Here is a 26,451-nt window from a genome sequence, read left to right on the forward strand (position 1 = left end):
TCCCCGGCCGGATGAAAAAACTTAATTTCGAGTCCTGTTCCCAAAGCCGACTCGACAGCAAATAAGAGAGTTTATTATGTCTAAATATCGAGAAGCGAAACACGTTGTACGTGAATACTTCAGCGCAATGGAAAACGCAACTCACGAGAACGTGGCAGAAGTACTAAAAGCACACACTTCAGAAGATTACCTATGGCGTGGTGTTTACCCATTCCGTGAGCAACAAGGCGCTCAAGCAGCGGCTGACGTTTTCTGGGCTCCTTTGATGAAATCAATGACTCGCATGCAGCGTCGTCAAGACATCTTCATCGGTGGTGAGAACGAAGTAACATCAGGTGAAATCTGGGTAATGAGCATGGGTCACTTCATGGGTCTATTCGACGCTGAATACCTAGGCATGCGCCCAACTGGCAAGATCATGAACATCCGTTACGCAGAATTTAACTGTGTTGAAAACGGCAAGATCACTAAGACTGGCCTATTCCTAGACCTTCTAGGTGCAATGGACCAAGCGGGTTGTTACCCACTACCACCATCAACAGGTAAGCACTTCGTATACCCTGGTCCTCGTAACCACGACGGCCTACTGTTCGAAGACGCAGCACCAGAAGAAGGCGTAGCAACACTAGCACTAGTGAACAAGATGGTTGATGACCTATCTGCACTAAACGACAGCGGCGCTATGGGTTGCCCACCAGAAGTTCTTGAAAAGAGCTGGTCTAAAGACATGATCTGGTACGGTCCATGTGGTATCGGTGCGTCTTACACAATCCCTCGTTACCAACAGCAGCACCAATTGCCGTTCCGTAACAACCTGAAAGACAAGAAGTTTAATGGCCACGTATGTCGTTTCGCAGAAGGTAACTTCTCTTGTTTCTTCGGCTGGCCAAACCTATCTAACACGCCAATCGGTGGTTTCCTAGGTATGACAGGTGGTGAAGTACGTGCAGACATGCAAGTGGTTGACGTTTACTACCGTGACGGCGACAAGCTATCTGAGAACTGGGTACTGATCGACCTACCTTACTGGCTAAAACAGCAAGGTCTAGACGTATTCGAGCGTACTCAACAGATCCTAAACCCTTCTCTATAAGAAGTCCTAGGGGCGGATTGTCAACCCGCCTTTATGTTGCCTGAATCCCCTCTCGGTTCAGGCGACATGCTCCCAACTCGTGCCTCAAGGATGGGGCACAACCTCAAGATAGAACCCTTATTCAAAACGGGCATGAACGCACGGTGGCTTTCTGCGCCCTGAATAATGAGATTGATGATGAAAAAGTCGACCCTTTCTGCAGTGATTTTAGCAGCGCTTACTTCTAGCTCAGCCTTTGCTGCACACACTTTTGTTAATGACGCTGGCGACAGCCTAACCATCGATGGCCGTTTCGATCTTCGCTACCAAGACCGTGGCGGTGATGACAACGGCGAATGGAACAGCGGCAGCTCACGTTTCGGTTTGAAAGGCCAAATGGGTCTGGATAACGGCTGGACTGGTTTCGGTCACGCGGAATGGGGCTACAACTCTGGCGCGAACGGTGACAACATTTACGACCGCTTGCTATACGCAGGTGTTGATCACGAAAAATACGGCAAGATTGCTGCAGGTACTAAGCAGTGGTCTACCTTCTACGACGTAGCATGGTACACCGATTTAGGTCGTGTATTCGGTACTCGTGGCTCAGGTGTTTATAACCTAGCTGACTGGGGTATCGCATCCGGCGCGGGTCGTGCAGAAAACTCAATTACGTACCGTAATTCAATCAATGAAAAAGTGAGCTACGGCTTTACTTACCAAACCACGCGTGAAGGTGTTGCTCTAGCAAATAATGCGACAGCCTCACTGAAAAACGGCATAGGTGCGTCTATCACTTACAAACCCGTTGATGGCGTAACACTGGGTGCGGCTTACCATCAAAATGAAGTTGCGGATCTAGACGCAAGCGTGGTTGGCGTAGAAAACGGCGACAACATGCGCATCATGCTATTGGGCGCAAACTACAGCAACGGTGGCTTCTACGCGGGTGCGACTTTCCACGTTGGCGAAAACTGGGAAGCAGTGAGCCAAGGCGGTACGGACGTAATGTTCGATACCCTAGGTGGCGAAATCTACACTTACTACCACTTCGATAACGGCCTACGCCCAACGTTGAACTACAACTACATGGAAGATCGCGGTGACGAGACACAAGGCTACGAGCGTAACTTGCTGATTCCTGGTCTTGAATACCACTTCCAGAAGAACAAATTCCTAGTTTGGACTGAATACCAGTTCGACCTAGGTAAAGATCAGTACGATGGCAGCAAATTCGAAAACCGTGATGATCAATTCGCGGCAGGTATTCGCTACTACTTCTGATAATACTCATCGCTCACCACCTATACCCAAGTAACCTTAAGGTGGTGAGTGATGAAGTTCTTATCAACACTAAGCAAAGTTATCTTGAAGCCAAGTAGTCATCACTTCACTAATAATTAAAGGCTGCTCAAGCGTAGATAGATGCCCACACTCAGGGATAACATGAAGTGTGACGTTTGGGATGCATCTCTCCATGAGCAGATGATTGTCTAGCGGACAAAGCTTATCTTCTTTACCTGTTATCACCAACGTAGGAGCTTGAATGTCCGCCAATAAAGGTCGAGCATCCGGGCGAGTTGCTAACGCTTTAGCATGTGCTTCAAATGCCTCCAAACCTACATTAACCGCCATGCCTTCGATACGCTCAGTTAACGCTTTGTCTTGCAAACGGCTTGGATGAATCAGCACAGGCATCAGAGTGTCAGCTGTAATGCGTTCAAACTCACCACTTAACGCACGGCTAACCAGTGCATCACGCTTTTGTGTCACCTCTGGCTTTTCATCTGCTGCATTGGTATCCATGAGGATCAAGCCTTTGACTCTGTTTGGCGCTTGACGGTACACCTCAAAGGCAAGAATCCCACCCATTGATAAGCCCCCCAAGACAAACTCCCGCGGTGCGTCTTGCAACACTCTATGCGCCAGCTGTTCCATTGACGGCAATGAAGCCAGCGTCGGGCATGTAGGCTCAACCCAACTTGGCAACGCTCGGTTGATATCCTCAAACAATGTGCCATCACAAAGTAGTCCGGGTAGCCAAACTAACGAGGTGGGTTGCGTCATTTTATTCTCCTGCCAGCGGCTTTGGTTGATCAGAGCCAAGAATGCAATACGTCAAACTATTACCACGCAAGTTCGTCAGTGAGTATGACGCACCTTCTGGAACATTCAGCACATCACCGCGCGTTAAAACAACACTCGCTTGTTCGCCTTGATGCGTGAGGACCACTTCAGTATCGCCATCAAAGTTGATAAGCACTTGTTTTTCTTCTCGCCAGTGTTGAGGAATCGAGCCACCTTCAGAAAGCTCATAAGCCATGATGCTCACTTCATCTTCACTCTTTACTTGGAAGTCATAACTCGCCAAAGGATGACCCGTTAAGGCGTATTGTTTCACGCTGCTTCCGCCGAAATCGCCTTTGATTTCACGATAATCTTTTTGCAGAGCGACAAATGGCATCATCTCTTCTGCGGTGTAGGTATCGAAGGTCGCGAGCTCTTCTTCGGTAAGCAGCGGCATCAATTCTGATTCTTGTGGCACCGGGTCGCCATTAATAGTGTCCACGAGTGTGCCATCGGCTTTGAGGTATAAACCATAACCTTGACTGTCTTTAATAACGTTTGGATGCCAAATAACGCCGCCACCTGAATCGTCGCCGCCAAGTACCGAGAACATAAAGCCGTAATCGCGGCCAACCACTTCAAATCCACGGAAGAGATTGGTTGGAATCGAGATGACGTCACCGTGAGACAACACCGCCTCATGCTCTCCATCGTTCCCCCAATAAAAACGGAACTGACCTTTGAACACCAAGAAAAGCTCGGCGGTACGATGAGAGTGCAACGAATTTTTGATGCCCGGCGGTTGGCCTGCGGCACCAATGTTAAAGCCCGCCGTATCGCGAATATGAACATGTTGACGACTGCTTTCTGCCACCCCAGCACCGATAATGCAGAAGTTATCTTTCAGATCACTGCCTGGCGTGCGCGCATCAATAAACGCACTCGTACCCGGAATCAGTTCCATGTAGCGGACCAGATTATTATTCATTTTAGATTGTAGAGTCATTGTAAATCCTTGTTGTCCTTGTTTGGACCTAGCCTTTGAATTGTTAGTTACAAACCGAAAGTGTGTTACAGACCTAAAGGTCGCCCACCATCAACCGCGATGGTATTGCCTGTCGAGAAGGTCAGAAGATCTGCCGCGGCGTACACGGCTTGAGCGACTTCTTCATCATTGGCTAAACGCTTAAGCGGTGTGGATTGTTCTTGTTGATTACGCCATGCGTCATCCAAGCCTTTGACAAACTCAGTGTCGACAAGCCCTGGAGCAACAGCCAGAACTCGAACCTCGGGAGACAGAGCGCGAGCTAAAGAACGGGTCATGTTTTCTGCGGCAGATTTACTCGCGCAATAAGCAATGTTACTGCCCATCGCAGTCTGTGCCGCGATAGAAGTAATGTTCACCACACAACCATTGGCTTGCTTGAGCCAAGGCTCAAACGCTCGAACCATGGCAAAAGGCGCACGGACGTTCACTTGGAAAATTTGGTCAAACAGCTGGTCATCTAAACTTTGCAAATCAGAGTGCGCGACGAATTTCGTCATCCCCGCACAGTTGACCAACAAATCCAGCTTGTCGCTTATTTCACTGACTTGATGTTTAAGCTGTTCAATCGCACTAGAATCTGCCACGTTCAATTTGAATGCTAGATGCTCGTTACGTGGCAGCGAGGAAAGCACATCCTCGGCCGCTTTCTGATTACTGTTGTAAGTCAGAATTACGCGATATCCCGATTCAGCTAGCTTGCGACAAATGGCGGCACCCAGTCCGCCACTGCCGCCTGTGACTAAGGCAAGTTTCGACATATTACGCCTCTTCCACTTTGCCTTTGTAACGGCGCACACGAATATCCGCTTGCTCTTTGTGGCCAGCAAAACCTTCTAGTGCACACAAGCGAGAGCAGTACTCACCGACTTTTAGGGATGCCGCTTCCGTTACACGCTGGTAAGTACAAGTCTTAATGAACTTACCTACCCAAAGACCACCGGTGTATCGCGCCGCTTTCTTCGTTGGCAGTGTATGGTTGGTACCAATACATTTATCGCCGTAAGAAACGTTGGTTTCACGACCTAGGAATAAGGCACCGTAGTTGGTCATGTTATCCAGGAAGTACTTAGGATCTTCCGTCATCACTTGAACGTGTTCAGAAGCGATATCGTCTGCCACTTCCACCATTTCTTCGTAGCTATCGCATACGATCACTTGCCCGTAATCTGCCCACGCTTTACCCGCAACTTCCGCCGTTGGGAGAATGGTTAACTGACGTTCAATCTCTTTGATGGTCTCTTGTGCAAATGTCTCGCTGTTAGTCAACAAGACAGCTGGAGAGTTGTAACCGTGCTCGGCCTGACCAAGCAAGTCCGCCGCTGCCAATTCCGGGTCACAGCCTTTCTCATCGGCAATGACTAGGGTTTCCGTTGGGCCTGCAAACAAATCGATACCGACGCGACCAAACAACTGACGTTTTGCCTCTGCTACAAATGCGTTACCCGGCCCTACAATCATATCGACCGGTGCAATAGTCTCCGTCCCCAGAGCCATTGCACCTACCGCCTGAACACCACCGAAGCAATAGATTTCATCCGCACCCGCCATTGCCATCGCAGCGACAATCGCCACATTCGGCTGGCCATTAAACGGTGGCGCACAAGCAATAACACGTTTTACGCCCGCGACTTTCGCCGTCAGTACACTCATGTGAGCGGATGCAACCAATGGGTATTTACCGCCAGGGATGTAACAACCCACGCTGTTTACTGGAATATTCTTATGCCCCAGTACCACACCAGGCATGGTTTCTACTTCGACGTCTTTCATTGAGTCACGTTGAATTTGAGCAAAGTTTCGAACTTGTTGCTGAGCGAACTCGATATCATGACGAGTCGATTCATCAAGCGCATCCACACAGGCTTGGATTTGCTCTTCTGACAGGCGGAATTGCTCCGGCGACCAGTTATCAAACTTTTCAGACAACTCACGTACAGCGCTATCACCTTTCGATTCAATATCAGCAAGAATGTTTTCAACAATCTGACGCACTTTTGCGTCGTTTGATGCTGATGCTTCTTCAGTGATTCCGTTTTTTAAAATGCGTGCCATTGGTTTTCTCCTTGAACATTGAGGCTGACGAACGGTTATTTTTATGCTTTTGGATACGAATGCAAAATCAGATTAAACACTTAATTAACATTTGACAAGTTAAGTCAACAAACCACAAAAACCACCCTTAAGCCTTTGTATTAATTAATTTAAACAAATAAAAGCAAGTAATAAGGACCTTGATTGAGTTTAATTTTTAATCAAAAATGAGTTTTAGATCACATCATTTTTACTCATCATTTACATTTCTCCGTGTTAGTTTTTGCATACCTTTGCAAAGGAGATAATCATGAGCAATTTTAAGCAACGTCTGACTAAAGAAACGCTATTAGGTACATTTGTTAAAACCCCTCACCCTCACATTATCGAGGTATTGGCACTGGCAGAGTTGCCTTTTGTGGTACTGGATGCAGAGCACGCACCTTTCGATCGTTCCTCGCTTGATCTGTGCATCATGGCGGCCAGAGCGAATGACCTCGCGTGCGTGGTACGAGTACAAGACAGCGCTCCTTCAACCATTTTGAACGCGCTTGACTGTGGCGCGGCGGGTGTACAAATTCCCCATGTTTGTACTGCTGAGCAAGCGACGCAACTGGCGAAAATCTGCCATTACGGCGAAGGTGGCCGAGGGTATGCTGGTTCCAGTCGAGCAGCGCAATACGCCACTAAGCCCATGGTTGAACACTTAAAAGACAGCCGTGCGAATACGATTGTCATTGCACAAATTGAAGACCCTCAAGGGGTCGAAAATGTTGAAGCGATTGCCAATGTTGAAGGTATTGATGCGCTCTTCATTGGCCAAGTTGATCTCACTGTCGCTTATGGTACTGATAGCGTTCATGATGAGAAAGTCGCACAAGCAAGTATGCGAGTAATCGAAGCGGCCAGAGCCGCCAATAAACCTGTTGGCATGTTTGTCGCAACGGCTCAACAAGCTCGGGAATGGCGTGAACTCGGCGTTAGCTTCTTTTGTGTTGGGTCTGAACACAAAATGATCATTGATGCCTTCAAACAAGAGAGAAATGTGATGAATTCTTGAGTTTTCTCTGATATTTACGCCTTATCAATGTAATGCTCTAGACACAGAAATCCCCTAGCCCATACACTCAGCACGTATGAGCAGGTTCAATGGCCTTAAATAAGGAGTATCACCATTAAAGCGAAAGTAACTTCGATCGACGTCGCGAAGATGCTCGGCGTCTCTCAATCGACGGTATCTAGAGCATTCAGCCCGACTGCGAGTATTAGCGAGAAGAAACGCAAAATGGTGATGGATGCCGCAGCTAAGCTCGGATACACACCGAATGCCATCGCCCGAGGTCTGATTTCGAATCGTTCAGGCTTAGTGGCGATTGCGTTAGATAGCGAATCAAACCCAATGTACGACATGCAATCTCGTGCTTTGGCTGTCGAAATTCAAAAGCGTGGCGGACAAGTTGTGCTTTGCCCTATCGACAAGGACGACCTCGATCTCGCCATTTCACGCGCCATTGAATACCAAGTGGACGGACTCGTTATCGCCACCAGCCGTTTAACTTCACGCGCGTTTGCCCAATGCGAAAAGTTTGGCGTTCATTTAAGCTTGATCAACCGCTACGCCGAGGGTATTAATGCCAACAGCTCTGGTATTGATAACCGCTTGGCGGGCCAACAAGCAGCCGAGTATTTAACGCAGAAAGGCGCAAAACAGTGTGCTTATATCAGTGGCGATGCTGGCTCCATGACCAGTGAAGAGCGTTGGCTGGGTTTCTCTTCAAAATTGCAAGAACTCGGCTCCCCGTCACCAACCTTTATCCAAGCCAAGTACAGCTTTGAAGCAGGCTTAGAAGCGGCGAAAGCGATCTTGTCGCACACTAGCAAACCCGATGCAATTTTTTGTGCAAACGACATCCTCGCCATGGGTGTGATGGATGGCTTGCGACAAGCCGGAGCAAAGATCCCCCAAGACTTCTCTGTGATGGGTGTAGATAACATTCCGATGTCTGCATGGCCGAGCTATGATTTGACCACCATTGCTCAACCAGTCGACAAAATTGTTAAACGAGCGGTTGAAGACTTGATGAATCGAATCAACGGCAACCTGGATGCAACTGGCGAATACCTTTTCGAGCAAGGCACCTTGATCGAACGTAGTAGCACCATTTAATAAATCCATTTTTATTCATTCTTCATAAAACAAAATGCCTTGCTTTCGAGTAAGGCATTTTCTGTGATCACGATTAAATTTTCACCAATCGTTATTTAATACCTCATCAATTCATCAATCTTGTTATTGACTTGTTACTTTAATGTTTTATTTTGGATTCGTATGCAAAATGGATATGAATTGCTCAACTAATTTATAAAAACATAAAAAGTTGTGTGACTTGCCGACGAATGCCCATGGCAGGTCATACCAGAAACAAGGAAGAACGATGAAGAAAGCAATCCTTACTTCACTTACCGCACTGGGGCTTGCATTTAGCAGTATGAATACGTTTGCAACCAGTGTTATTCGTCTTGCTCATGACAGTCAAGAAACCTCTCCCGTACACAAAGCAATGCTCTATTTCGAACAAGAAGTGGAAGCTCGCTCAAACGGTGAGATAGAAGTTGAAATCTATCCGGCAAGACAACTAGGCGATGTGCGTGAGACGACTGAACTCGTGCAGCAAGGCAACTTACAAATGACGTTTGGTGCGTCAGTTTTACTCTCTCCCTACGTCCCAGAGTTTAACGTGCTCGACGTGTTCTACCTTTTTGATAGCGAAGAGCAAGCACACAAAGCGCTCGACAGTGAGAAGATCGGACAACCATTGTTGAATGCTATGGAATCAAAAGGCTTTCATGGACTTGGCTTTATGGAGGTCGGCTTTCGTAGCGTAACCAACAACAAACAGCCAATTGATAGTATTGAGGATCTGAAAGGGCTAAAGATTCGCTCGGCATCTAACCCCACTCAAATAAGCGCGTGGAAATCTATTGGTACTGCACCAACACCTCTGTCTTGGGGAGAAATTTTCACCTCGTTACAACAAGGCCTGATTAACGCTCAAGAAAGTGCTATCTACTCTATTTATGCCGAACGTTTTTACGAGGCACAAAAGTACCTCTCTTTAACTAACCATATATACACCAACTACGTGTTGTTCATGAACAAATCGTTTTGGGATTCACTGCCGGCCGCACAACAAGCGCTGATCAGTGAAGTAAGCAAAGAAACCATCGTAAAACAGCGTGAGCTCGCCGCTAAGCAAAACCAAGAAGTAATCAAAGAGCTCGAAGCAAAAGGCATGACGGTTAACATCGTCCCAGACGAGGTACGCAGCATCATGAAAGAGAAAATGAATGCGGCCGTGTACCAGGACTTGCGCAGTAAAACGGGTAAAGACTTGTTTGACAACGTGATGGCCGAGATAGAACGCCTATAACTCCCACTCTTTTTCACGATCTGGCAACAGGTCGTGCTTTCTCGTTTTGGAGGTGAACATGAAGTGGTTTCGCTTACTAGGCAAATACCTAGAACCAACCCTTATCGTTATCGCGATCTCAACGATGACAACTTTACTGTGCTTGCAAATCGCCCTACGCCTGTTCGATGCAACGATCGCGTGGGCTGAAGAGCTGGCTCGTTATTTATTCGTATGGGCGATGTACCTGAGTATCAGCTATTGTATCCGAGATGATCGGCACATCCGCATTCGTGTGTTCATCGATAAACTTCCGGGCAATTGGACGCAATTCAGTTTGATTGTTTCTGATCTTATCTACCTTGCCTTTAGTGCAACTGTCGCCTGGTTTGGATTTAAGGTTATAAACCGCAGCCTGCAACTCGGTCAGATTGCACCCGCAATGGAAATTCCTATTGCGTGTTTGTATGCCTCTGTTTTAGTTTGCGCACTATTAAGCTGCGCGCGCCTAGTGACAAGCATTTATCAACGTGTGAACGCGTGCTCCACCAGCAATGAACGAGTTCGCTTTTCTCGCCAACGCTATCGCCATATCAAAGCAAAGTATCGTACTTCTAACCGACTATTGGAGTTTAACGCATGACGTCTGCACTTTTGTTTGGCAGCTTTGGTCTGCTTCTGCTCATTGGCGTTCCGGTCGGTATTGCTCTGGCGGCAGCCAGTATGGTCGCGATATTAAGCCTGCCATTCCTTAACATCGAGTTTTTAGTACAAGGCTTGGTGACAGGGCTCGACTCCTTCCCTCTCCTCGCCGTCGTTCTTTTTACCTTAGCAGGTAACCTTATGAGCCAAGGAGGGATCTCAAAACGATTATTGCATGTGGCGGAGGTCTTCTTTGGCCACTTTACTGGCGGGCTTGGTATCGTGGCCATTGTGGCGTGTATGTTCTTCGCATCCATCTCTGGAACAGGGTCTGCCACTGTTGCCGCTATCGGCCTGACGATGATTCCTTCGATGGTGAAGAAAGGCTACGACCGCAGCTTTGCAGGTGCTTTAATCGCGTCCTCCGGCGGAATTGGCGTCATTATTCCACCCTCTGTGGTGATGATCGTCTACGCGATCACTGCTGAAGTCTCCGTCACTAAGATGTTCATGGCGGGCATCATTCCTGGCTTGGTCGTCGGTATGGTTTTGATCGGCTATTGTCTAATTGTCTCAAAATTGCGGGGCTACACAGGTAACGAGCGCAAAGCGACCTGGGCAGAGCGTCTTGATGCGCTAAAAGAAGCCAGTTGGGCAATGCTACTCCCCGTGATCATTCTCGGCGGTATCTATTCCGGTATCTTCACACCTACCGAATCAGCCGCCATTGGTGTGCTCTATGGCTTATTCTTTGGCATGTTTGTTTATAAAGAGCTCAAACCAGCGCAAGTTGTGAAAATCATTCTAGAGTCGTCACTGTTAGTTGGCGCAGTACTCGTCATTGTGGGTGCGTCCGTGACGTTTGGCCGCATATTGACCCTAGAACGTCTACCGACCGAGATTGCTCAGTTCATTCTATCGATTACTGAAAACAAACTTCTGATACTGCTTTGCATCAATGTCCTGTTGTTGCTTGTCGGTACCTTTATGGAAACGCTGGCAGCCATTGTTATTCTCACGCCAATTCTGTTACCCATTACGTCAGCACTCGGCATGGATCCCGTTCATTTTGGGATCGTGATGATCGTGAACTTGGCCATTGGCTTTGTTACGCCTCCTCTGGGTGCCAACCTGTTTATGGCAAGTCAGGTAGGCAAAGTACCGATAGAGTCGCTCTCTAAAGCCATCATGGGTTGGATTGGTGCAATGATAGTGGCCTTGATGTTGATTACCTTCATCCCTGCCATCTCGCTATCATTACCTGCGCTTTTATCCTGATCGTTGCACTCATAGAGCGCTTATGACTGTTATAGCCACTAGATAAACACCTTTCTAGTGGCTTATTCGTTATCTACTTCCGATTTAATAAAAAAGCCTTTAAGCATTCGTATGCAAAGGGAAAATCTGAAAGATATTAGGATAATTGACACCAAAATAGCTGAATATTAGCGATAAAGTCTATTTGGGTGCCTTGATCTGCATGATTATCAGTTTTGGCTTAATCATTTGTTTCCATTCAAACAGATCAAAATAAATTAAGCGATTAAAAAACAATAAGATACTAGAAAATTCATACAAAAAACTTTGACCTCCTTTCTTATTAACACGTCTCGATAAGAGATAGCTTCCATCTCGCCTGTACTTTTTTAGTTTATTTTCCGCTCAATTGTTAAAAATCTGATCATCAGCACGCTATTTAAACAACCGAAAAACAATCCGTTGACAAAATGGCAACATGATATATTTTGAATACGTAATCAAAACATAATTATTCAATTACGGAGGTGATTTATGGCCATGGTTGGCTTCGATGAAAAGTGGCGTGATTTTCCCGACTACATTCTTGGTATCACAAAAGAGATTTGGGAAGACCGAGGTTTAAACACCTTAGAACACTACTACTCTCCCGACATTGTTGTGCGTACTCCACTCTCTATCGTTCAAGGAAACGAAGGGGTGATCAGTGCAACAATGGCGACACTGGCCGAGTTTCCCGATCGCACGCTATATGGCGAAGACGTCATTTGGTCAGGCACCCCGGAACAAGGCATGCTTTCTTCTCATCGAATCATCTCTACTGCAACACACAGTGGCAACGGCTTCTACGGGCAAGCCTCGAACCGCAAAATTCGTTTCCGTATTATCGCAGATTGCCACGCTATCAATAACCAAATCAATGACGAATGGTTGGTTCGCGATCAAGCCGATATCGCGAAACAACTGGGTATGACGTCAGAAGAGTTTGCACGCCAACAAATCGAATTTGAAGGTGGCGTGGAATCAAGCCCATTTCCGTTCACACCTGAAGTCGACATTCCTGGACCTTATTTGGGCGTAGGCAACGACAACGAATATGGTCAGCGATACGAAGCAATTCTCAGAAGCCTTATGAATGCCGAGTTCTCTATAGTACCGAAAGAGTACGACCGCGCTTGCATCGGCGAATACAGTGGCGGTCAAACTGCCCTATCACACTCGGAAGTCGATCATTTTTGGATGGCACTTCGTGCGTCTTTCCCAAATGCTCAATTTACCGTTCACCATCGTATTGGCCGAGATGACGACATGATGTCACCACGCGCGGCAATTCGATGGTCTTTGCACGGTAAGCATGAGGGATACGGGATGTTTGGTAAGCCTTCAGGAAAAGAGGTTTACATCATGGGGATCAGCCACGCTGAGTTTGGCCCTTGGGGTCTTCGTCGCGAATTCACTTTGTTTGACGAGACCGCAATCTGGAAGCAAATCCTGCTACAACAAGGCTAACGGCTGACTAAACACTATTTATTAAAATCACAGACAGTAAGGAAGCAACATGTCACTCAACATCATCGAACAGTTCTACCAGAACTACTTCAAAGCCGCAGACATCGAGCAAAAACAGGCCGCTCTGCAAACTTTGAACCCTGACGTAAAATGGTGCGTGGCGCACCCTGTGAACGATCTTAATGGCCCAGATGCAACCCACGAATCTTTCCTCTCACCACTTGTGAATGCTTTGCCTGACGCCGAGCGCCGACCAATAATTGTGATGCACGGCGAATACGAAGGCCGCACTTGGTACAACTCTACCGGCTACTTTATCGGTACATTTGAACAACCACTGTTTGGCATCCCAGCAACAGGGAAAACACTCTACTTGCGTTACACCGAAATGGTGTGTGTGGAGAACGACCAAATCACCGAATCATACATGATTCCAGACTTCATCGATGCGATGAATCAAGCAGGCTGCAACCCTCTTCGTAAAAGCTTAGGTCACGATGGCTTGGTTCCTTCTCCTGCAACTTCTAACGGTATTCAACAATCTATTGTGTCTTTGGAAGAAAGTGAAAAGAGCGCCCAGCTGGTTGAAGATATGCTGTCTTGCTTGGGTCGTTTTGATGGCAAAGATCTTTTCTCGATGGATTTAGAAAACTACTGGCACAATGACTTCATGTGGTACGGCCCTGCTGGTATTGGTACTACACGCGGTATCAAAGGTTTCCGTAACCACCATCAAGCGCCATTTGTGTTTGCCTTCCCTGACCGAAGTGTCGATATTGAGGTCAATTTTTTGGCCAAAAATGACTACGTATCCACAGGTGGTTGGCCACATATGCATGGTACTCACACTGGTCACAGTGGATGGCTCGGTCTTGCCCCAACCGGAAAACACATCGAACTTCGCGTTATGGACATTTGGCGACGCGAAGGCGATTTACTGAAAGAAAACTGGGTGGCGATCGACATCGTTCATATCCTGCTGCAACTTGGCTATGACGTGTTTGCACAAATGAAAGAACAGTTAGAAGGACCTAATTATGCATGAGTTTGGCGCACTTAACTGGAGCATCCTTGGTGGATACATAGCCCTAACGCTAGTATTGGGTGCGGTGATTGGTAAGCGAGTAACTTCAGCTAGCCAATTCGCCTTGGGTGATAAGAACATCCCTTGGTGGGCGATCGGTATTTCAGTCGTTTGTACTTACGTCAGTGCCATGTCGTTCCTTGGCGGGCCAGCTTGGTCTTACAAAGAAGGCCTGTCGGTTATCGCGATTCACCTCAATTATCCGCTGGTGATCTTCTTCATCGTGGCTGTGTTTATGCCGTTTTTCTACAACAACGGTTTAACCTCTATCTACGAGTATCAAGAACGACGCTTCGGTAAGGCTTCACGACTGACTTTGTCGTTTATCTTCCTTATCAAACAAGCATTGAGCTCGGCAGCCGTACTCTACGCGACAGCAATGATTTTAGAGTTCATTACTGGTATCGACGTGATGTACTGCATCATGATCGTCACTGCAATTGCCCTCATCTACACCGTAATGGGCGGTATAGCGGCTGTCATTTGGACCGATGTTATTCAAGCAGTAATCTTATTTATTGGCGCATTCATCATCATCGAAGCCGTGTGGAATGGCATGCCTGCCCCGATGACGGAGGTCATGGCAGAACTCAAAGCGAAAGGAATGACAGATGCCCTACAAACAAGTTTTGACCTAAGCCAAGTAACGACGGTATGGGCCGGCGTTATCGCAATGACGATGTTCCACACCACCGTGTATGGCGGTAACCAGATGATGGTACAACGCTGTATGGCCGCGAAAAACATGGGCGATGCGAAAAAGGCAATGTTGATGATGGGCTACGTGGCCTTCTTTATTTACTTTGTCTTTATCTTGCTTGGCGTCCTGTTCAACGCTTATTACGACGGTAAAGAGTTTGAAAACGGCAATACCATCATTCTTCATTATGCGAGTGAATATGGAATGCCAGGCTTGATGGGCATCATTGCCGCAGCGATTCTGGCGGCAAGTATGTCGAGTCTCGATTCCGCATTTAACTCAATGGCGACCGTTTCTGTGGCTGACTTTTACAAACGCTTCTACAAGCAAAACGAGTCGGAAGAGCATTACTTGAAGGTATCGCGTTTCTTCACGGTGGCGTGGGCGATTTTGGTCATCATTCCAGCGATCATGTTTGCCACCAGCACAGGCTCGGTACTGGAAGTGCTGAGTAAGGCAGGCTCTTACTTTGTCGGTGCAAGCTTCTGTATGTTTGTCCTTGGGTTCTACTCAAAACACATTACGGAAAAAGGCTTGTTGATTGGCGTTGCTGCTAGCTTCTTGGTGATTTGGTATGTAGCCGTTGCGACCGATATTGCGTGGCCTTGGTATTGCGTGATTGGCGTCCTTGTGAATGCCGTTGTCGCTTACATTGCTAGCCTTCTCCTGACGGGTAAACAAGATGAAATGCATCTTTACACAGTGAAAGGCCAGCAAGCGGAATATGCTCGTCTAAATAAACCAATCAAGGAAGATGGTTGGTATGTCGTTCCCGGCAAAATCGATGCTCCATGTTATGGCTTACTAGTGATGTTTGTATTCTCGATCGTGATGCTTTGGGGGATCAACGCGTTTACCGACAACGCTCCTATGCTGATTAACTTTATGCGTGGCTGCTCTATTCTTGTCGCTACCGCTTGCATCGGATACATGGGGTATTCACTCCTCTCCCCAAAACGTAAAGTTGCAGTCAAACAAGCAAATTAATGTTCTTTACGTAGATACTGTACGTCCAACAAACGGACAGTATCTACGCTCTAGATCTAGTGCTAGCTCAAAGCAAACCAAATGGGTTAACCCACATTTTGCTTTTTAACACTCCAAAGCCATTATTCTACTTAGGATACCCCGTCAGAACATTTATGAATACGTACCTATTTATGCTAGTCTTATGACCTCAATTACTGGCAACTAAGTTTTATTCATGAAATCAATTAAACACGTAGTCACATCAAAAGATGTGGCAAAGATGGCAGGCGTCTCTCAATCTACTGTATCGCGCGTGTTTGTTCCGGGTAGCTCAGTATCCGAAAAGACCAAGCAAAAAGTCTTTGAAGCGGCTAAAGCCCTTAACTACCGCCCTAACGCCTTTGCACGTAGCCTGACCACAAACGAATCGAAATTGATAGGTTTGGTGTTTCCTGATGCGGATTACCCTATCCATATGAAAACACTGCAATTAATTTCCAGTGAGTTACAGAAAAAAGGTTATTCTGCCGTATTGATTCCATGGCAAGTGGATGAAGAAGAGGGCCACTCAATCCCAAATATCTTCCAGTATCGCGTCGATGGTGTCATTGCTGCTTCCGCAACCTTCAATAAGTCCCTTTATGAAGAATGTGAAGAGTTTAATATCCCAATTGTTCAATACGCACGAGTTGTTGAAGGTACTAGGAGTAGCTACGTTATCAGTGACAACTACGAAGCAGGCCAACAAGCTGCGCAACTTCTGCACAAAAGTGGCGTGAAGAACGCGGTTTATTTGACGGGAGAAGTGCCAACCTTTACGAATGACGAACGTCAAAGCGGCTTCTGCTCTGAATTTGAAGACCTAACCGGCAAGACGCCACGCATCATTGAAGCCAGCTATGACTACGCGAGCTCACTTGATAAAGTCCGTGCCATACTGGCAGACAAAAATCGGCCTGAAGCGGTGTTCTGTGCAACCGATAACCTTGCGATGGCGGTCATGGATATCGCCCGTATAGAATGCGGGTTGAGGATTCCTCAGGACTTACAAGTCATTGGTTTTGATAATATTCCTCAGACAGAATGGTTAAGCTATCAATTAACCACGTTCCGCCAGGATTTCCGTCGCCTCGCTCGCGAGTGCGTGAAGATCATTGTTGATCAAATTAATACGAAAAACGGCAGCCTAGTAAAAATGATGGTGCCAGTGAAGTTAATCGAGCGCCAGACAACAAAAGCTTAAATAGCTATAGCCAGCCATTCGGTTGGCTTTTTTATTTGCCTCTGACTCCCAAACGGCTCATTTAGTGTTGTAAGCATTAATGAACCCATGTATATTTATGAGCCATTACACTATATGAACCAAACAAAAAGAGGCTCATAATCCTTATGACCACGTATCTTTACACTCGTTATTCGCCAAAAAATCGAGCTTACCAAGAGCACCTTAATACTCTAAAAGCTTTTGCGCCCGAAGCTCAGCATTTTGAGGATAAGGTTCGTGGTTGCATGCCTCCAACCGAGAGAGAGGCATTCTTACGACTGCTCGATTCCGTCAGAGCTGGGGATACGATTGTGCTCTGGTGGCTGACCGCATTTGGTCGCGACTTTAGTCAAGCATTGAACACGATAAAAATGCTACTCGATAAAGGGGTAACATTGAAAACTGCATGTGAATCAATAACTTTTGAGCCAGGTTCTGTTCAGACTCAAACACTACTCACAGTGTTATCTGGATATGGGAAAGTGCAGACTGAACATCGCCTGTTTGCCGCAGAGCAAGGGCGACAGGCCATTAAAGAGCAGCCAGAATTATGGAAACAGAAGTTTCGCGGCCGCCCCGCAAACAAAACCAAACACCAACAGATCGCAACGTTACTGCTAGAAGGCTACACATTGCAAAACGTAGCAGAGCAATGCGAAGTCAGTCTATCGACTGTGAAGCGGGTCAAAGCAAAGCTAAATGAAGTGGATGACGAAGGCGGCTTAAGCTCACGACGCCAAAAAGGTTGTTTGAATGGAGACCAGTCATGAGTCGCCCAATCAACTTTCATACTATACTACTCGCCTGTCTTATTATTAGCGTTGGCCAGTTGAGCATGGGGCTAGTTATGCCCTCTTTGCCATGGATAGCAAAAGACTTTTCCATCTCCCTCGACCAAGCTCAACTGCTTGTGAGTATTTATTTGCTCGGCTTCGGCCCCTCTCAATTTATCTACGGGCCAGTGTCAGATGCTTTAGGACGAAAAAGAGTATTACTTACCGGTTTACTCATCGCGATGTCTGGTCTGCTGATAATTATTTTCTTCAGTGACACATTTACAGGGATGGTGATGGGGCGCTTTTTACAAGGGTTAGGTACAGGATGCTGCGCGGTACTCGCGAGGGCGTCGACTCGAGATAGATTTAGCGGGGATGAACTCCCAGTGGCAATGTCTTACATCGCCATGGCGGCTTCAATCACGCCACTTATTGCACCTGTGATTGGCGGCTTTATCAACTTCCACTTCGGTTGGAGTATGGTGTTTATTTCTCTGTTGGGCTATGTCTCGCTGGCTTGGGTAATCATCGCCTTTAAGTTCACAGAAACCATCACAAAACGTTCTGTCATTCCGTCACCCCGAAAAATGTTACTCCAATACAAGAGCTTACTTACGTCTCGTTACTTTATGAGTTTCGCCAGTATCAGTTGGTTAAACTTCAGCTTAATGATTACGACAGTCTCTGTGATGCCATTTATCATGCAAGATCAAATTGGCATGACCTCCGCTCAATACGCGATGTGGGCGCTCATTCCCGCTTTGGGTATGTTATGTGGTACCACGATTTGTAACCGAGTAAGGCCAATTATTGGCAATAAAAAAATGCTGCTCTGCACCCCATTTCTTCACCTCGCTGCCGCAATATGGTTATTTTTCTGTCCTGTTGAGCCTCTATTTCTGATGCTAGGACAGCTATTAATGATCTTGGGTAATGGTATTGCCCTACCTTGTGCACAAGCGATGGTAATGCAACCTTATAAAAAGCAAGCAGGTGCCGCAGCGGCAATGTCTGGTGGTGGACAAATGGTCGTCTCCTCATTGGTCAGCTTAACTCTGGTGCAGCTTGGATTGAGTCAAGCATGGCATCTAGCGATCGTTATCGTAATATTTGCATCGCTTACCTTCACCAACATTCAACGTGGCTTCAGTGCAGAGCAACCTTCAGAACGATAACAAAAAACATACTATTGTCCTTATAGTTACGACAAATCGTATAAACTTAAATTTAGGAAAAGTTGGCGGATACTAACATGATGTTGCATTTAAGAATGGGCGCCTTAACACTCGCCACATTGATATCCGCTGGCACTGATGCGAGCGCCAACGAGAACTGGCAGTTCGAGAGTGACAAGAATGGAATCACAATTTACTCCCGAGAACATAGTGACGGTTTAGTTGAGATCCGTGCCCGGATGTTCACACCCACCAGCTATGGTGCATTTTTAACGCTACTGGAAGACAGTGACAATATCCCGAACTGGATTGACAATGCCAGTCATAGCCGGGTTTTAAATCAGATATCGGCCACCGAGAACATCGTTTACACCCAGTTTAAAGCACCATGGCCTGCCAAAAATCGGGATATGGTCACCTACTCAAAGTACTGGGTCGATGAGCTGGGATTCACGATAGAAATCAAAAGCGCACCTGACTCATATCTTGCTGAACAAAATGGTTATGTTCGAATTCGCTCGGTTGATGCGACTTGGGAGTTACAAAAACTCACAAACGATACAACACTCGTGGAATACAAGGCGTTTGCTGACCCCGGAGGTCTATTGCCAAACTGGCTGATCAACAAACTCTCAAAAGAAAGTGCATGGGCGACATTTAGTAATTTAAGAAAAGAGTTACCTGAATATCAGCAATACTCTCATCCTCAAATAGATGAGTAAGCGTCGCTCTTCCCACTCGCTTTTTAATACGGTACATAATAACAAAAGGCGGCTTCAAGCCGCCTTTTTCTACGCAATGTGTTACTGCTGTGCAACCGTTACAGGTTTAGTTGCACCGCGGTAATCAAACTCAAAACCAATACCTTGGTCTGTCACGTCCATCGTCATACCACCAACAAGCTCGCCTTGTAAGCTTTTGACAACATCATCCGGAACCGGCTCCCCTGTGATTGACGACGCACTCTCTAACACTTCCAAAATACGCTCTGAATCAAAATCAAAGCTGAACAAGCCATTTGGAGAAAGTGATTGCGCCATCACTTCTTTGCTTGCTTCCGCAGCACTATCACCACTGTAAAGGGTGAAATGGTTTTCGTTTAGACGAGCAAACACGTCCACCTTCATGCCAGTATGCATTTCTAATAGGTCACTGACATTAACAGGTTGGTTATCCGGTTGAATTTGCAATTGAGCAAGTTCAGGAACGAACATTTGCGCAGTTTGAATAAGCATCATTGGATCATTGGCAGAAAGAGACAACATACCATCTAGCTGGCTAAATACTTCACCATGCTGAGCATTAGTATCTACTTTGATATCAAACATTTGCAGGCTTAACCCTTTAAGGCCATTAACCATGCCTGACCCCATGCTTACAGCGGCTGCTGGATTCTGGCCGCCCATCTCTTGCTGCATTTGTGTCAATAAAGAGCATTGATATTGAGGCTGGGTCAAGTCAGCCCAAATCTGACCAATCGATGGCGCTAGAGTATTAATGTCTAAACCAAGCGCCATACTAAAGAAACTCTTATCACTTTTAGACTCAGCCAATACACCACGAATCGACTTGAGCGCATCTAGAATCACTTTATTGTTGGACTCAACAACAAAAGAACCTTTAATGAACGCCTGATCGCCTTTCATCTTGTATTCTGCAAACGCGACGGACTGAGGCCAGTTTTCTGCAACTTGAGTAAGCTCAGTATGGCAGGCTGGTGAACGCATTTCCTCAATCGTTGGTTCAGGATCTATTGCATCCAACGTGCTGATTTGACGAGCAAACATATTGCCATCTTTCGTCGTCAAACCTTTAATCACTTCGCGATGATCAAAGTAACCAAAAGAGTTGTTGTTTTCACCGTATTTGGCTTGCAACGCCTCAAGGCGTCCACTGTCAGCAATATTTTGACTTGGTGCTTCAAGCCCTAATGCCATTTTAATCGGGTTTTGAACGCCCAGTTGCGGAACATCAACCGTTAACGTAAGCACGTTATCAACCACGGCTACAACCAAGCCAATACCGTCCTGCGGGTCAATTGAATCAGTCATCTCGTAACGACGATACTCGACTTCACCAAGCTTAACCAACTCATGCTTAGCGCCGCTCATCTGCTCTTCATGATCCAGTGTTTTCCATAACGCGGCAGGGTCTTCAATATCCACTTTGTACACCGGTACCATACCAATTGTGTACAACACAGGATTAATGTTTTCCCCGGTGCCCAAATAAGCTTTTAATGTTTCTGGCGACGCAGCACTCTCTAGGTATCCATCGAATAAGTTAACTGCAAACTGCTGTTGTGGAGACAGTGGTTCATCGGCAAAAAGTTCTGCAATCGAGCCTTGATTCGCCGTACCGAATGCGTTCATGTATTTATAATGGTTAAAAGGTTCTGTCTGATACGTCACCATAAGTGAATCTGCAGGAACTTGCGTTAACAGTGAGCCTGCATCACTCGCGGTAGTATTGTTTTGGTACAGGTAGCCAGCGCCCCCTGCTGCTGCGACCACTGCTGTAGCCAATAGTAGTTTTTTCACGACCAACTCCGTTGTCATAGTTATGTGTTCCTAAACGAAATGTAACGCTTAGGTTTAAAGCCAATGAATAGTGCTTTATATCAACCGCTATCATAAACAAGTTATCGATGTAATGAATGTCGGTTTGATAAATTATCCAACATTTATAAGGCAAACCGTGAAGTAAGTTGAATTGCGTGCGGATGCTATTGGCAATATTCACAATCCAATTTCTCGGATAACCGCCTTAAAAATCATAATATTCAGTTAAATGAAGCGATTTGGAGTAATTACGACCAAAATCAGCAGAATATTAAATCTTTATTGAGTCTTTTATCTAATATCTGAAAACGCCTCACGACCTGACACTTCTTTCCAATTTGCCTCTGGCGGTCCCTACTCGTTTTCCTTACATTCCTACTAACTCAGTGACGAGACGTATACCAAATACGAGCAATAGAAGACGATGAAAGACCAGTTGACGATCTCTATATCAACTATCAATGGCTCAAGACATTGGTACTTCAGTAAAAGGATGCAACGCAACATAAAAACGTTTTTCGTTTTTTTTGTTGTTGCTCTGGCCGCGACCGTAATCTTAATTCATCACTTGTACACTCGCGTTGATAATGCAGCGTTAAAACAAGCTGAATTGACAGAGCATTCACGCACCATGGGTGAAGAGCTCAGCACACTGAAAACACTTAAATCAGAGCTAGAAAATGACCTTTCAGAACGGGAAGAACGGGTACAACTTGTTTCGGAACGTTTGGGTGAATTAGAGAAAGTGCTTGGGGTTGGAGAACATACCTCGACAAATAACTTGGATGCTAGGCTCGATGCAGCGGCGATAACCTCAAACGTTCGCATGGTGTTATTAAACCAAATACCAAGTGGCTCTCCAGTCGGCAACGTACGACTATCTTCCGGATTCGGTAAGCGTATCCATCCGGTGACAAAAGTTGCCAAGATGCATCGTGGGCTCGATTTTGCCGTAAATATCGGCACCAAAATTTATGCCCCTGCCGATGGGGTAGTGGAAGTCACCCGCCGCAGTAATAAAGGCTCTGGTAACTTCCTCAGGCTGCAACATTCTTTCGGTTTTTCGAGTTCTTATTCGCACTTGAAAGCGTTCAAAGTAAAAAGTGGTCAGTTCGTCAAAAAAGGGCAGCTGATTGCAATTTCCGGCAACAGTGGGCTCTCTTCTGGCCCTCACCTGCATTACGAGGTGCGATTTGTTGGGCGAGCACTGAATCCGAAACCATTTGTCGATTGGAGCCTTAATGATTTCGAAGACATTTTTACTAAGGAGCGAAGAATACGATGGGAATCTTTAATCAAAACAGTGGAACAACGAGTAGCTCAGCAGCTTCAACTCTCATCGCCAAAGGCTGTTCTCTTAGCGGAGAACTCAAAGTAGAAAACGATGTCCAGATTGATGGCATCGTCGATGGTCAAATTAACGTGGAAGGCACTCTCGTTGTCGCAGAAAGCGGGCGAGTAAACGGTGAAATTTACGCTAAACAGCTGATCATTAACGGCATGATGGACGGAAACTGTCACGCAGAACACATTCAAGTGCTTGCCAAGGGACGCGTAAGCGGTAGGATCTGGAGCAATAACCTCAGCATTGAACCTGGTGGCAAATTCTTTGGTGAAGCAGCCGAATTACCTGAAAAGGAAGTGGTAACGTTAAAGGGTAAGGCTCAAGACAGTGCGATCACAAAAGAAAACAACACCAACAATGAAAAGCGACTTGCGCGTAAATCAGCATAAAACGCTTTGATTAAAGTGCTTAAAAAAGACGGCTTTCACGCCGTCTTTTTTATTACTATTGCCACGATTTTCGTCAGAAACTACGTGATTATTCAGCCGGATTTAAAACCATCACCGAGCGTTTTGCTTGTGGACCAAAAGCTGATTTTGCATGCGCTTTCACTTCATCTAACGTCACACTCTTAGCCACTTTCTCAACGTCAAGCAACACATCGACGCCGTAATCATGCACCAAATAACGAGTATATGCCCATGATCTCTGTGCTGGATTGTCATCCAATCCTTGCATCGCGACTGCCAGTTGTTTCGCGGCCGTATCCACTTCTTTTTGGGTAATATTTGACGCTAAACCATCAAACACTTTGCCCAGTTTACTCTCTAAAAGTGCCACCTCTTCGGGCTCGACTTGAGACTCCAAGAGCCAATCAGAGATGGGTTCGCGATCTTGTGTCATGGTGTAAATGCTCGGGCTGTAATCAAGGCTAGACTCTTCTCGCACAATATCCAAAACACGTGCATTACTAATACGTTGCAAAATATCTTCGATAACCGTGTCTCTTGCCGTACGTTGGTAATCGCTCGTATTAGTCAAACGCATTACATACAACGATGAAGGTTCATGCCCATCCGCAACCACAGTTCGCTCCGGTACTTCCGGGTTAAACGCAACGTGATAATCAATCGAACGACTCGGTTTCATTTCGATAGAGGCCACATATTTACGCAAAAGTGGTGTAATTTCTTCCGGCTCTACGTTTGCAACAATAACCATCTTAAAACCATCATTGGTTTTGAAAAGTTGCTCATGCACCGCTAGTATCTGCTCGGAAGTCACTTGTTCAACATCATCACTGGACACTATACGATGACGACTACCCGGCAAATAAGAATTGCCGTTTGCTTTTTGAATCAGTTTTCCCATCGGTGATTCAAAAAAAGCGCCGCTCTGCTGTTTAAACTCTTGCTTCGCTGCCGCCATCTGGCGCTCGTCGACTTTAATCTCCGTCGCTAGGTTGTATAGTCCATTCAAAGCATCAGTTAGGTGCGTATTTGGCGCCGTAATTTGCGCTCCGTGACTGGTCGCATCAAGCATCGCGCCAAGCGCAATGTTGTTTTTGCGTAAGTAGCTATCTAGCTCTGAACCAGAAAATGCCCCTAACCCACTGCGTATTGCCGTTGTTGCTGCGATTTCATAAGCGGCATACAACGTCGGATCAACAGCGGCTTTACCACCTTGACTCGCATAATAAATATACGCTCGACCACCCGCTTTAGTATCTTTTTGGAACCACACTTCGACACCGTTTGATAGCGTATAGACTTGAAAACCACCCGCTTCCTGACGCATGCTCGTGATGCTGCCTTCCTGGGTAGGCTTTAAGAATCCATCCACTTTGTCATACATCTCTAACGGTTTTTCGCCAGTTTGAAGATAGGCACTGTTTAGAGCGGCAAATACACCATTGAACTGTTCTGACGTTTCGCTTTTCCCCAAACCAATAAAAAAGCTTGGCTGCTGAGATAACAAGGCATCCAATTGTGTGTTAATGCTCTCTAAATTCTCGTTGTTGATGAATTCTGCCAAACTCTGGGCATAATTCTCTTTTGATTGGCTGACACTGTCTTGTCCAATTTGAAAAACACGTGCTTCTGCGTAACTGTTTGGCTTACGCTGACTCCAATCTGAATCAATATTTGCAAGTTCACCTTGCCAATTTGACATAACGCTATCTAACTCGGATTGAGTCGCACCATAATCTCTCAACGACGCCAAGGTACGAATGAAAGTCTGGTGCATTTGTTCGCGGCGATCTGGTGCAAACGAAATCCCTGCCGACATCATACGCTGATAGTTAGAGTAATAGGGCTCTGCATAAGCGTATTGAAAAGGTTCAGCGGCATCACTGAGTACACGGATCAAACGCTGTTGAATGAGTTGTGTTGCGACTTCATCACGCCACACTTCATGTTGTTGCTCAATCGTCGTACCGCCACTTAGACCACGCTCAATCACTAAATGAAGACTTGGTGATTCCATCGTGTTACTTGGCAAGATTCTGTTTTCGTTGTTCACTCGAATATCACGGCGCTTCTCTATTACCGTATCCGAGGTACTTTCCCAGTTCGAGAACTTGCTTTTGATAATCTTGGACAGTGAATCTATGTCGATATTACCGGTCACAATCAACTCGGCATTTTGTGGCTGGTACCACTTGTCGTAAAACGCCTTTAACTTACTCGAGGAAGCGTTTTGAATCGCTTCGCGAGTACCAATTGGGTCATGCTCACCATACATAGTGCCTTCAATCGAGGCTTGGTAAGCATGCATAGAAAAGGACTTATCATCCGGATTAGCACGTCGCCATTCCCCGAGAATCACCCCTTTTTCTTTCTCTACTTGCTCAGGAGCAAACTCAAGTCCGTTACCGATATCTCTCATCCACTTCAGGGCATCTTCTAGCTTCGTATTATTCGCAAGGTCAAGTTGGTAAGACGTTTGCTGATAACTGGTAAAAGCGTTGATATCAGCGCCAAAGCTACCACCAGATTGCTCGAAAAGTTTGACAACGTCGTTACCGGTAAAATGCTCACTACCATTAAACGCCATATGCTCAACAAAGTGAGCGTAACCCTTTTGAGAAGATGTTTCTTGGAATGAGCCGATGTTCATCACCAAACGGACCGAGACTTCTTGGTCTTCTGTTGGATAAAGATGGTATTTCATACCGTTCGATAACTGGTCCACGTGCCAGTTGGCGTCAGGTTGAATCGGCGTCGACTGTTGTATCAGAGCACACCCTGACACTAATAACGCGGGGACTAACAATATACTGCGCATAACGATTGCCCATAACAATGATTAAGCTAATCAATATATATCCGGTGCTATAACCTTCACATTTTTAATGGATTATCAGACACGCAAATGTGATAAAGATCACCATTTATTGAAATCAATTCTCATTTACAAAAATCGACAAATCCTTACTTTACAAATACATAATTAATATCGTTCCAAATCCTTTTGCTTATTTGATGTAAAACTCAAATTCGCGACATGGAGTCAGTATTTATTTTGAGCAATAAAATATAATTATTGAACAGATTCGAATCTGACTTTCTGCTGCATATTCAACAGCGCAGAGAGCACT

The 26,451-nt window shown here is 46.0% G+C and carries 22 protein-coding genes; 16 read left to right on the top strand and 6 right to left on the bottom strand.

Going from position 1 to position 26,451, the window contains the following annotated elements; genetic code table 11:
• The first annotated feature begins 76 nt into the window (after positions 1-76).
• Together R7R24_RS04980 and R7R24_RS04985 are read left to right on the top strand one after the other, a co-directional pair.
• On the top strand, positions 77-1,093 hold the full coding sequence (locus tag R7R24_RS04980) for a nuclear transport factor 2 family protein (protein WP_054578618.1): 1,017 nt from the start codon (positions 77-79) through the stop codon (positions 1,091-1,093).
• 177 nt (positions 1,094-1,270) lie between these two features.
• On the top strand, positions 1,271-2,356 hold the full coding sequence (locus R7R24_RS04985) for a porin (RefSeq protein ID WP_054578617.1): 1,086 nt from the start codon (positions 1,271-1,273) through the stop codon (positions 2,354-2,356).
• A 69-nt stretch (positions 2,357-2,425) separates the two neighbouring features.
• Here the strand turns inward: R7R24_RS04985 and R7R24_RS04990 are convergent, their stop codons facing one another.
• The 4 genes from R7R24_RS04990 to hisD all read right to left on the bottom strand — a co-directional run bounded on the left by R7R24_RS04990 (position 2,426) and on the right by hisD (position 6,239).
• Positions 2,426-3,139 (bottom strand): alpha/beta fold hydrolase, encoded by a 714-nt coding sequence (locus R7R24_RS04990; protein ID WP_054578616.1) that lies wholly within the window; start codon positions 3,137-3,139, stop codon positions 2,426-2,428.
• A gap of 1 nt (position 3,140) precedes the next feature.
• The gene (locus R7R24_RS04995) at positions 3,141-4,145 is read right to left on the bottom strand and encodes a cupin (protein ID WP_054578615.1); all 1,005 of its coding nucleotides are present in this window, start codon (positions 4,143-4,145) and stop codon (positions 3,141-3,143) included.
• 65 nt (positions 4,146-4,210) lie between these two features.
• Positions 4,211-4,945: an SDR family NAD(P)-dependent oxidoreductase gene (locus tag R7R24_RS05000; RefSeq protein WP_025768659.1), complete on the bottom strand. Its 735-nt coding sequence runs from the start codon at positions 4,943-4,945 to the stop codon at positions 4,211-4,213.
• 1 nt (position 4,946) lies between these two features.
• The gene (gene hisD / locus R7R24_RS05005; RefSeq protein WP_005374756.1) at positions 4,947-6,239 is read right to left on the bottom strand and encodes a histidinol dehydrogenase; all 1,293 of its coding nucleotides are present in this window, start codon (positions 6,237-6,239) and stop codon (positions 4,947-4,949) included.
• A 289-nt stretch (positions 6,240-6,528) separates the two neighbouring features.
• Between hisD and R7R24_RS05010 the strand changes: the two genes are divergently transcribed.
• The 12 genes from R7R24_RS05010 to R7R24_RS05065 all read left to right on the top strand — a co-directional run bounded on the left by R7R24_RS05010 (position 6,529) and on the right by R7R24_RS05065 (position 19,726).
• Entirely contained in the window at positions 6,529-7,278 is a 750-nt protein-coding gene (locus R7R24_RS05010) for an HpcH/HpaI aldolase family protein (RefSeq protein ID WP_191116123.1), read from the top strand.
• 150 nt (positions 7,279-7,428) lie between these two features.
• Complete coding sequence (locus R7R24_RS05015; RefSeq protein ID WP_025768661.1) at positions 7,429-8,385, top strand: LacI family DNA-binding transcriptional regulator; 957 nt, start codon at positions 7,429-7,431, stop codon at positions 8,383-8,385.
• A gap of 268 nt (positions 8,386-8,653) precedes the next feature.
• Positions 8,654-9,649: a TRAP transporter substrate-binding protein gene (locus tag R7R24_RS05020; RefSeq protein ID WP_054578613.1), complete on the top strand. Its 996-nt coding sequence runs from the start codon at positions 8,654-8,656 to the stop codon at positions 9,647-9,649.
• Positions 9,650-9,707: 58 nt separating this feature from the next.
• Complete coding sequence (locus R7R24_RS05025; RefSeq protein WP_054574865.1) at positions 9,708-10,271, top strand: TRAP transporter small permease; 564 nt, start codon at positions 9,708-9,710, stop codon at positions 10,269-10,271.
• Positions 10,268-11,548 carry a TRAP transporter large permease gene (locus R7R24_RS05030; RefSeq protein WP_054578612.1) on the top strand — a complete coding sequence of 427 codons (1,281 nt, stop codon included), beginning with the start codon at positions 10,268-10,270 and terminating at the stop codon, positions 11,546-11,548. The genes R7R24_RS05025 and R7R24_RS05030 overlap by 4 nt, the downstream gene beginning before the upstream one ends.
• Before the next feature lie 513 nt (positions 11,549-12,061).
• Entirely contained in the window at positions 12,062-13,036 is a 975-nt protein-coding gene (locus R7R24_RS05035) for an ester cyclase (protein ID WP_053307979.1), read from the top strand.
• A 49-nt stretch (positions 13,037-13,085) separates the two neighbouring features.
• Entirely contained in the window at positions 13,086-14,081 is a 996-nt protein-coding gene (locus tag R7R24_RS05040) for an ester cyclase (protein WP_054578611.1), read from the top strand.
• Positions 14,074-15,807, top strand: coding sequence for a sodium:solute symporter family transporter (locus tag R7R24_RS05045; protein WP_054578610.1), 1,734 nt, complete (start codon positions 14,074-14,076; stop codon positions 15,805-15,807). Before R7R24_RS05040 ends, R7R24_RS05045 begins: the two co-directional genes overlap by 8 nt.
• A gap of 217 nt (positions 15,808-16,024) precedes the next feature.
• Positions 16,025-17,032, top strand: coding sequence for a LacI family DNA-binding transcriptional regulator (locus R7R24_RS05050; protein ID WP_017820101.1), 1,008 nt, complete (start codon positions 16,025-16,027; stop codon positions 17,030-17,032).
• Between the two features lie 146 nt (positions 17,033-17,178).
• Complete coding sequence (locus tag R7R24_RS05055; protein WP_054578609.1) at positions 17,179-17,823, top strand: recombinase family protein; 645 nt, start codon at positions 17,179-17,181, stop codon at positions 17,821-17,823.
• A complete protein-coding gene (locus R7R24_RS05060) occupies positions 17,820-19,004 on the top strand; it encodes a multidrug effflux MFS transporter (RefSeq protein ID WP_017820099.1) in 1,185 nt (394 codons plus the stop codon). Before R7R24_RS05055 ends, R7R24_RS05060 begins: the two co-directional genes overlap by 4 nt.
• A 77-nt stretch (positions 19,005-19,081) precedes the next feature.
• Positions 19,082-19,726: an START domain-containing protein gene (locus tag R7R24_RS05065; protein ID WP_017820098.1), complete on the top strand. Its 645-nt coding sequence runs from the start codon at positions 19,082-19,084 to the stop codon at positions 19,724-19,726.
• An 81-nt stretch (positions 19,727-19,807) separates the two neighbouring features.
• Here R7R24_RS05065 and R7R24_RS05070 read toward each other — a convergent pair whose 3' ends face one another.
• Positions 19,808-21,562 (bottom strand): hypothetical protein, encoded by a 1,755-nt coding sequence (locus tag R7R24_RS05070; protein WP_017634495.1) that lies wholly within the window; start codon positions 21,560-21,562, stop codon positions 19,808-19,810.
• Positions 21,563-21,989: 427 nt separating this feature from the next.
• Here R7R24_RS05070 and R7R24_RS05075 point away from each other — a divergent pair, with 427 nt between their 5' ends.
• Positions 21,990-22,943 (top strand): M23 family metallopeptidase, encoded by a 954-nt coding sequence (locus tag R7R24_RS05075; RefSeq protein ID WP_005374721.1) that lies wholly within the window; start codon positions 21,990-21,992, stop codon positions 22,941-22,943.
• Entirely contained in the window at positions 22,847-23,299 is a 453-nt protein-coding gene (locus R7R24_RS05080) for a bactofilin family protein (RefSeq protein WP_080773744.1), read from the top strand. The genes R7R24_RS05075 and R7R24_RS05080 overlap by 97 nt, the downstream gene beginning before the upstream one ends.
• 88 nt (positions 23,300-23,387) lie before the next feature.
• On the opposite strand, the gene R7R24_RS05085 is transcribed toward R7R24_RS05080, so the two are convergent.
• The gene (locus R7R24_RS05085) at positions 23,388-26,138 is read right to left on the bottom strand and encodes a M16 family metallopeptidase (RefSeq protein WP_054578608.1); all 2,751 of its coding nucleotides are present in this window, start codon (positions 26,136-26,138) and stop codon (positions 23,388-23,390) included.
• Positions 26,139-26,451: the final 313 nt, after the last annotated feature.

The sequence above is a fragment of the Vibrio sp. 704 genome (assembly GCF_033339295.1).